The 7,223-nt window shown below is 66.9% G+C and carries 5 protein-coding genes; 2 read left to right on the forward strand and 3 right to left on the reverse strand.

Annotation, left to right across the window (positions count from 1 at the left end):
* The first annotated feature begins 88 nt into the window (after positions 1 to 88).
* A complete protein-coding gene (locus tag E4L98_RS06050) occupies positions 89 to 2,503 on the forward strand; it encodes a TonB-dependent receptor plug domain-containing protein (RefSeq protein WP_135200667.1) in 2,415 nt (804 codons plus the stop codon).
* On the opposite strand, the gene pdxR is transcribed toward E4L98_RS06050, so the two are convergent.
* Positions 2,500 to 4,023: a MocR-like pyridoxine biosynthesis transcription factor PdxR gene (gene pdxR / locus E4L98_RS06055; protein WP_135200668.1), complete on the reverse strand. Its 1,524-nt coding sequence runs from the start codon at positions 4,021 to 4,023 to the stop codon at positions 2,500 to 2,502. The two genes, E4L98_RS06050 and pdxR, sit on opposite strands and share 4 nt — an antisense overlap.
* 81 nt (positions 4,024 to 4,104) lie before the next feature.
* On the opposite strand from pdxR, the gene E4L98_RS06060 reads away from it, so the two are divergent.
* Positions 4,105 to 4,737, forward strand: coding sequence for a pyridoxamine 5'-phosphate oxidase family protein (locus tag E4L98_RS06060; protein WP_135200669.1), 633 nt, complete (start codon positions 4,105 to 4,107; stop codon positions 4,735 to 4,737).
* 6 nt (positions 4,738 to 4,743) lie between these two features.
* Here E4L98_RS06060 and E4L98_RS06065 read toward each other — a convergent pair whose 3' ends face one another.
* Together E4L98_RS06065 and E4L98_RS06070 are read right to left on the reverse strand one after the other, a co-directional pair.
* Positions 4,744 to 5,637 carry a dihydrodipicolinate synthase family protein gene (locus E4L98_RS06065; RefSeq protein ID WP_135200670.1) on the reverse strand — a complete coding sequence of 298 codons (894 nt, stop codon included), beginning with the start codon at positions 5,635 to 5,637 and terminating at the stop codon, positions 4,744 to 4,746.
* 15 nt (positions 5,638 to 5,652) lie between these two features.
* On the reverse strand, positions 5,653 to 7,223 hold a 1,571-nt coding region (locus tag E4L98_RS06070; RefSeq protein WP_135200671.1), incomplete at its 5' end, for a hypothetical protein.

Below are 7,223 nucleotides of genomic sequence, written 5' to 3' on the forward strand. Positions count from 1 at the left end.
TGCGAACTCATTGTCACTCCCGAAAATACATTATTAGTATTTTCGTAACGGCTCACAAAGGCCGTCATCAAATACAAGAGAGAGATCAATGAGCAAAGCCCCTCAATTCAAACAAACCATGCTCGCCGGCGCCATCATGGCGCTGGCGGCACAAGCCGCGTACGCGCAATCCTCCGCTGACGAACAAACCGTGGTCGTGCTGGGCTCCCGCTCGGTAGCCAAGACCGCGCTGGACACCTCGGCTCCGGTCGGCCTGATCGGCCTCAAGGACCTGCAGACCGCAGGCCCGCTGGAACTGGGCAAGCTGCTGCAGACGCTGGACCCGTCGTTCAACTTCTCCACCACCTTCATCAGCGACGGTACCGACTCGATCCGTCCCGCCACCCTGCGTTCGCTGGGACCGGACCAGGTGCTGGTGCTGGTGAACGGCAAGCGCCGCCACCAGCAGGCGCTGGTCAACGTGCAGCAGACCATCGGCCGCGGCTCGGCCGGCACCGACATCAACGCCATCCCGCTGGGCGCCATCCACCACATCGAAGTGCTGCGCGACGGCGCCGCCGCCCAATACGGCTCGGACGCGATTGCGGGCGTGATCAACATCGTGCTGAAGTCGAATGTCGACGAGACGGCGCTGAGCGGCCAGATCGGCACCACCTCGGAAGGCGACGGCGACCTGTATTCGCTCAGCGCCAACCGCGGCTTCGCGCTGGGCGAGAACGGCGGCTACATCAACCTGACCGCCGAAGGGCGCAAGCGCGGCGAGACCAACCGCGCCGGCCCCGACTCGTTGCGGGTCAATCCGCCGCGCGTGACGCAGCACATCGGCGACAGCAATACCAAGGACGGCTACCTGTGGTGGAACGGCGCGCTGCCGATCGACAAGGCCAGCGAGTTCTATGCCTTTGGCGGCGTCTCCAAGCGCAAGAGCGATTCGTATGGCTTCTTCCGCTCGGCCGGCGACGACCGCACGGTGCCGGCCGTGTATCCGAACGGCTTCCTGCCGGCGATCGATACCGACATCAAGGACGCATCCTTCGCCTTCGGCTACCGCCGCGACCTGCCGCGCGACTGGAAGGCCGACGTCAGCATCAACTACGGCCGCAGCGAGCTGGCCTTCCACGAGTCGAACAGCTTGAACGTCAGCTACTGGTACGAGCCCAAGCCGGGCGGCGGCATCTACGCCGAATCGCCGCGCGAGGCCGATACCGGCACGCTGAAGTTCTCGCAGCTGACCTTCAACGCCGACGTCAAGGGACCGGTGCAGATCGGCGGCAGCACCGTATCGCTGGCGACCGGCTTCGAGTACCGCCAGGACAACTACCAGATCGTCGCCGGCGATCCGGTCTCCTATCAGTATGGCCGCACCAACAATCCGGCGCTGATCATCAAGACGCCAAGCGGCGCCACGGCGGCGTCGGGCATCCAGGGCTTCCCCGGCTACACCCCGGCGACCGCGGTGGACTCGGGCCGCCACAACTTCGCGCTGTTCCTCGACGCCGAGACCAAGCCGGTGGATACCCTGACCCTGGGCGGCGCCATCCGCTACGAGGACTACTCGGACTTCGGCAGCACCGTCACCGGCAAGATCAGCGCGCGCTTCGACCCGACCAAGGAAATCGGCTTCCGCGCCAGCGTCTCCACCGGCTTCCGCGCGCCCAGCGTGCAGCAGGAGTTCTACAGCTCCGTCTCGACCAACCTGAATAACGGCGTGCTGACCGAAACCCTGACCGCGCGCCAGGGCAGCTCGGTGACGCAAGCCTTCGGCATCAAGCCGCTGAAGGAAGAAACCTCGGACAACGCCAGCATGGGCGTGGTGCTGCGTCCGGCGAAGAACATGTCGCTGACGGCCGACATCTACCAGATCAAGATCAAGGACCGCATCGTGTTCTCCAGCGAGATCGCACCGGAGGCCGGCGGCGGCCCGATCGCCAACATCCTCAAGCCGTTGGGCGTGGGCCAGGCGCAGTTCTTCACCAACGCGGTGGACACCCGCACGCGCGGCCTGGACATCGTCGGCGAGCACACCACCAAATTCGACGCATCCACCCTGGTGCTGTCGGGCCAACTGGGCTTCAACAAGACCGAAGTGACCAAGCGCCACTCGACGTCCTCGGTGCTGACCGGCGAACAGCTGTTCGACAAGTCGCAGGTGACGCTGCTGGAGCACGGGCAGCCGCGCAAGCACCATGTGGTCGCCGGCGACTACACCACCGGTCCATGGAACCTGAACGTGCGCGCCAACTACTACGGCGAGGTGGAAGCGGAAAACTTCAGCCCCCTGCAGAAGTGGGATGCGCGCTGGCTGGTCGACTCCTCGCTGCGCTATGGTTTCAGCAAGCGCACCTTCCTCAGCGTGGGCGTGAACAACATGTTCAACCAGCTGCCCAATCTGTGGACCAACGGCGGCGACTTCCCCAAACTGGGCTTCACCCGCTGCTGGGAGACCTGCCCTATCGGCGTGAACGGCCGTTCGTTCTACGTACGGGCCGATACCGCGTTTTAACGACGCCCTGCCGCCACCGCGTCCGGTCTGTCGCCGGCACGGTTGGCGGCGCAGTGTGCGGCATAAGCGGCGAGATGCACCACCGCCGCCAGCTGCTTCACCAGCGCATCCATCTGCTCGGCCGGCACCTGCGCGTAGCCGAGCATCAGCCCTCGCCAACCTGACACGCCCTGTGTATCGTGCCGGCTGAGCGCATTGACGCAGACGCCGTAGGCCTGTACCTGCGCCGCCACCGCGACATCATCGATGCGCGCGTCATGGAAGCGCAGCGACAGATGCATCCCCGCCGACCCGCCATGCACCGCCGCCACCGAACCCAGATGCGTCTCCAGCGCCGCCACCAGCGCATCGCGCCGCTGCCGGTAGAGGCGGCGCATGCGCCGCAGATGCAGGACGAACTGGCCGCTGCGCAGGAACTCCGCCAACGCCATTTGCTCCGCCACCCGTCCGCGTGACGACGACTGCGCACGCATCCGCGCGAACGCCTGCGCCAACCCGGCCGGCACGACCACGAAACCGATGCGCAGCGAGGGGAACATGGTCTTGCTGAAGGTGCCCAGATAAACCACCGGCGCATCCTGCGCCAGCCCCTGCATGGACGACAACGGCGCGCCGTCATGGCGGAACTCGCTGTCGTAGTCATCCTCGATGATCAACGCGCCCGCCGCGCGCGCGGACGCGATCAGTGCATGTCGCCGCCCCAGGCTCAGTACACTGCCGGTCGGGTACTGATGCGAAGGCGTGGTGTAGATCAGGCGCGGTGGCCGCAGCAGCCAGTCATCGCCGGCCGGCGCCATGCCCTCGTCGTCCACGTCGATGCCGGCCACCGCCAGCCCGGCTGCGCGCGCGGCCGCCAGCGCGCCGCTATAGCCGGGATTTTCGATCCAGATGGTGTCGCCGTCATCGGCCAGCGCGCGCATGCACAGATCCAGGCTGCTCTGGGTGCCGTCCGTGATGAATACCTGGCCGGCGTCGCACAGCACCCCGCGCGATGCGCGCAAATGGTCGGCGATGGCCGCCCGCAATGCCGTCTCCCCCGCCGGATCGCCGTAGTTCAGCTGCGCCACCGACAGCGTCCGCATGGCGCGCTCCAGCATGCGCCGCCACAAAGCCAGCGGGAAGTGGTCGAGCGCGGGCACGCCGGGCACGAAAGCCCCCATGCGGTCGGCGGGACCGTGCACCGGCCGCAGATCGCGCACGCGCCGCGACAGGCCCGCCTGCGACACCGACGGCGCGCGTGGCGCGGGCGTGCGCTCCGGCGCCACGGCCGCCACCAGCGTTCCGCGCCGGTCGGTGACGACAAATCCCTCGCTGGCCAGCTGTTCATATGCATACAGCACCGTGTTGCGCGCCACGCCCAGCTCCTCCGCCAGTGCGCGCGACGCGGACAGGCGGGTGCCGGCGGCGAGTGTGCCCTTGCGGATCGCATCGCGCAGACATTCGTGCAGCAGGCGCTGGCGCGGCCAGCCGCGATGGCCATGCTGTTCCACGTATCCGTTGATGAGCAACACCAGATCCATCATGGCTCCATAAAAATAGCGATTGCTGGACCTTTTTATAGAGCCAGCATCTCATTATATTCAGGTTTTTTGGACACCGAAATGAATCCTCCCACCGCACGAACCAAGGTACGCCGCATCCCGACCAATGCGCACTACGATGCCGCCACGCTGCATGCCATCATCGATGAGGCGTATCTATGCCACATCGCCTTCAGCGACGACAAGGGCACGCACTGCATTCCCACCGCGTGCTGGCGTGACGGGGATTACCTGTATATCCACGGCTCCAACGGCAGCCGCATGCTCAAACGTCTGATGGCGGATGAATGCTGCGTCACCATCACGCATCTGGACGGGCTGGTGATGGCGCGGTCGGCGTTGAGCCATTCGATGAACTACCGCTCGGGCATGGTCTATGGGCGATTCGAAGTGGTGGAAGGCGCGGCGGCGCGACACGCCATGGGAACCTTCATGGATAAACTGGCGCCGGGCCGCCAGGCGGAGATACGTCCGGGCTCGGACAAGGAATATGCCGCCACCACGGTGATGCGCATTCCGCTGGCGGAAGCCGCGTGTAAGGCGCGCAGCGGCGCCCCCAGCGACGACGAGGAAGACCTGGCATGGCCGGCATGGGCGGGCGTGCTGCCTTTCATGCGCGCGCAACTGGCGCCGGTCGCCGATCCGGGCTGCACGATCACGGCGCCGGACTATGTGTGCCGCTGGCAGAAATAGCCCGGCTTACGCCAGCTCCAGCTCTTCGATCAACCGCGCAAGATACGCGCGATCGGCGCCGTCGATGGCTTTGAGCGGCAAAGGCAGGCATGGCGACCTGGCCAGCGAAAGCAGGCTGGCGGCAGCCGCCGTGACGCGCAGGCTGCCGCCATGGCAGGCAATCAGATCCCAGTAGGGCTGCAACCGCGCCGACAAGCGCGTGGCCTGCGCCGCGTCGCCGCGCTGGGCGGCGCGGGCAATCGCCAGCGCGGTTTTCGGGAACAGGCCGCCAATGACCGAATACCAGGCTTCGCAACCCGCGTTCATGCCGGTGGCGCCGAACCAGTCGCCGCTGACGCCAATGGTGACGTGCGCAGGTATCAGCGCGCGCAACCGCTGCACGCGCGCAGTCGCTTCCGCCGCATCGGACGGCACGCCGGGGATCTTGATCGAACCGATGTTGGGCAACTGCGCGATGCGGCCGTGCAGCTCGTCGCTGAACTGAAAATTGGCGGTGCCGGGATTGTCGTACACGCACATGGGCACCGACAGGCTGCGCGCCACCGCCTCGTAGTGAGCGTACACCTCCTCCGGCGCCAGCTTCTGGTAGGAGACAGGCGCCAGCAGCACGGCGCTGGCCCCGGCCTTCTGTGCATCCTCCGCCAGCAACAGCACGTCGCGCGTGCGCAGCGCGCCGATGCCGATCATGACGGGAACATCGCCCGCATGTTCCACCGCGATGCGTGCCACCCGGGCGCGCTCCCCGCGCGACAGATAGGCATAGCTGCCCGTCGAGCCCAGCGCGCCGATCGAATCGACGCCGGCCGCGGCCAGACGCTCGACCAGGCCGGCGAACGCGGTTTCGTCGATGTCCTGCTCGTCCATGGGCGTCAAGGGAAATGCACTGAGTCCGGTGAACATGCGTATGCTCCTGAGTCAAAGGTTCGGCATATCATACCGCGCGGCGTGTCGCTGCTCGCGCCACCACAGAGCCAGCATGGCCAGTACGAACAGCAGCGCAAACGGCTTGGCCGGCAGTGCGCCACGCTCACCGGCTTCCGCCGGCGGGACAGTCGCGGTGAGCGCGTCCGCCGCGGGCCTGGCGGTGACGGCAGGGGCGAAACGCGCGGCATACAATTCGGTCGCATCGCGGCGCAGGGCTTTCTGCCATCCCGGCCAGTCACCCTGCGCGTAGACGTACTCCATGCCGGCGTCGGCCATCCCTTCCGCGTTGAATCGCATCCAGCCGGCCTTTTGCGGCCAGAATGCGGTGCAAACGCCATCCGCCTTGTCCGCACGCGGCTGCAGCGACAACGCCGCATAGCCGTCCGCCCTCAGCGCCGTTTGCGGCTTGACGCCTTGTGCGCATATCTCGGAGCGCAGGCCGGGCAGCGGCATCGGATCGCTCATCTGCCAGACGGTTTTCTGCATGCTGGCCAGCGCGATCTTGTCCATCGTGTTCTGCCACCACAGGGCCAGCGCCTGCGGTGCGCTGATGGCGTACTTGTGCCAGTCCGACACGCCAATCCAGATGACGCGACCGCTGCCCACATCGCGCTGCCACATCCACGGCTGTTTCCTGTTGTCGCGCGCCAGGACCGACCAGGGCGCCATCGCGTTCTCCGCCGGATTCAGCGTGGAGGGCGGCATCGCCAGCGGGCCGCCGAACTGCCGCATCTCCTCCTGCTCGGTGGTCGGCGATTGCGGATGCAGAGACAATCCCAGGTCGCGCTGCCATATGCCCGCGTCGGCAGCATTCCCGCCCAAGATCACCAGCGGCACGCCCTTCTCGGCCTGGGCCAGCAGCGCGCCCCGCGCGGAAGCGCTCAGGTGTTCGACATAGGCAGCATCGACGAAGATCGCGTTGGGAGATGTCAGCGGCGCGCGCGCCGTCTCGCCGCGCGTGATCGCCTTGCCCAGCGTGACATTCCAGTCTAGGATCGCGCTGCCGTCAGACAGCAGCTGGTTCAGCGCGCGCGCATCGAACGACGGCGCATCGAAGCGGCCCTGTATCTGCAAAGGTACGGCGTCCCTGACCTGCAACGGGATCGGCCCCTGGGCGACGGTCTTGCCGGCGGCATCCAGCAGGCGTGCCTGCAGCACCATGGTCTCCGCCACCGGCGGCAGCCATTGCACCGACAGCTGAGCCGCCGCGACAGCGGTACCGGAATCGGCCAGCACCCGCTTGTTCTCCGCCAGCAGTTGCAACCGCCACGCCGGCTGCGATGGCGGACGGCGGACCGACAGCGTGAAGATGCGGCCCAGGGATGTCGAGCGCGGGAAATCCAGCCACAGCAAATCGCCGCCCGCCGGCGCTTGCCATTTCACCGGCCGCGCGGGAAGATCGCGCCACTCCGCTTCGCGCACGCCGTCGCCGCTCAGGAGAATGCCGGCGGCGCGCGGAATCGCCAGCCTGTCGGCTTCGCTGATGCGGCCGGCCGTCGTATCGACGGCCCGCTCGCCGGCCGCACCGCCAGCCTGGCGCACATCGGCGATCGCCACCGCCA

This window comes from Duganella callida (assembly GCF_004614165.1).
Lineage (GTDB): Bacteria > Pseudomonadota > Gammaproteobacteria > Burkholderiales > Burkholderiaceae_D > Rugamonas > Rugamonas callida.

Excerpts from the sequence above, each read along its gene's own strand:
- E4L98_RS06050 (WP_135200667.1), top strand. The coding sequence starts at position 89 with ATGAGCAAAGCCCCTCAATTCAAACAAACCATGCTCGCCGGCGCCATC.
- pdxR (WP_135200668.1), bottom strand. The coding sequence starts at position 4,023 with ATGGATCTGGTGTTGCTCATCAACGGATACGTGGAACAGCATGGCCAT.
- E4L98_RS06060 (WP_135200669.1), top strand. The coding sequence starts at position 4,105 with ATGAATCCTCCCACCGCACGAACCAAGGTACGCCGCATCCCGACCAAT.
- E4L98_RS06065 (WP_135200670.1), bottom strand. The coding sequence starts at position 5,637 with ATGTTCACCGGACTCAGTGCATTTCCCTTGACGCCCATGGACGAGCAG.